Here is a 1,430-nt window from a genome sequence, read left to right on the forward strand (position 1 = left end):
GTCATCGCCTTCACTGCCGAAAAGGCCAATGCCGAGATCGGCCCGTTCGATGCCGCCACCGCGCTTGACCGGCTGCGCGCCGCCAAGCCGCGGCCGATCCCGACCGACCGGCCCGCCGTCTATGCCCGCGTCGCCGGCGTGCTGGAGACCTTGCCCGGGGCCAGTGTCGCCGTGCTTGCCGACGGCCTGGCGGCAAAAGGCGATGAGGCCGCCTTCAACACGCTTTTGTCGAAAAATGCCGCGCGTGTCGTCTGGGCAACCGCGGACAGGCTGTCGCTGACCGGCCTGACCGCCGCCGACAACCAGGTCGACGGCTTTGCACTGACCGCCATCCGCGCGCCGGGCGACCCTGCCCCGGCGCAGGTCACCGCCGGCGCCTTCGATGACAAGGGCCGCCGCATCGCCGATGCGACGCTGACCTTTTCGCCTGGCGAAACCACCGCCACCGGCACCATGGCGGTGCCGTTCGAGCTGCGCAACGACTTCGCTTCCATCGCGCTCGACGGCGAGCGGCAGGCTGGTGCGGTCCGCGTCCTCGACGAAAGCTCCAAGCGGCGGCGCGTCGGTCTATTGTCGCAGGCCGAGGCCGACCAGGCACAGCCGCTTTTGTCGCCGCTCTACTACATCAGGCGGGCGCTGCAGCCCTTCGCCGATCTGGTCGAACCCTCCAGCGCCGATCTTGCCGACGCCATACCGCAAATCCTCGACCAGAAGCCCGCGATGATCGTTATGGCCGATATCGGCACCATTCCCGGACAGGTCCGGCAGAGACTTGTCGATTGGGTCGACAATGGCGGCACGCTGGTGCGTTTCGCCGGTTCGCGGCTGGCCACCGCGGGCGATGACGACGATTTGCTGCCCGTCCGCCTTCGCACCGGCGAGCGGTCGCTCGGCGGCGCGCTGTCATGGACGTCGCCGCAGCCGGTCACCGAATTCCCCAAGGCCGGCCCGTTCGCCGATCTGGCGCCGCCGACCGAGGTCACCGTCAGCAGGCAGGTGCTGGCCGAGCCGACACCCGATATCGTCGAGCGCACCTGGGCGGCCCTTGCCGACGGCACGCCGCTGGTCACCGGACTGAAGAAAGGCAAGGGCACGCTGGTGCTGTTCCACGTCACCCCCGAGGCAACCTGGTCGAACCTGCCGATCTCTGGCAGCTTCGTCGAGATGCTGCGCCGCATCGTGCAGCTGTCGCGCAACCAGGGCGCGGCCATCGCCAATGCCGAAGCGGCCGCGGCGTCGCTGGCGCCCTATCGCATGATTGCAGCCGACGGCTCGCTGGTGCCGCCGACGCCGGATGCACGGCCGCTTGTACCGGGCGCTGGCGCGCTGCCGGTGACTTTTGAAAACCCGCCCGGTCTCTATGGTTCCGAGACGGGTGTATTTGCCCACAATCTGCTGGAAGCCGACAGCAAGTTGGCGCCCCTGGCGCG

1 pseudogene is annotated in these 1,430 nt (G+C 68.9%); it reads left to right on the forward strand.

Annotated elements, in window-relative coordinates:
• Window positions 1-1,430 (forward strand): annotated as a pseudogene (locus tag EN939_RS34080) (DUF4159 domain-containing protein); the annotation flags it as partial.

The sequence above is a fragment of the Mesorhizobium sp. M7A.F.Ca.CA.002.05.1.1 genome, from assembly GCF_003998335.1.
GTDB lineage: Bacteria > Pseudomonadota > Alphaproteobacteria > Rhizobiales > Rhizobiaceae > Mesorhizobium.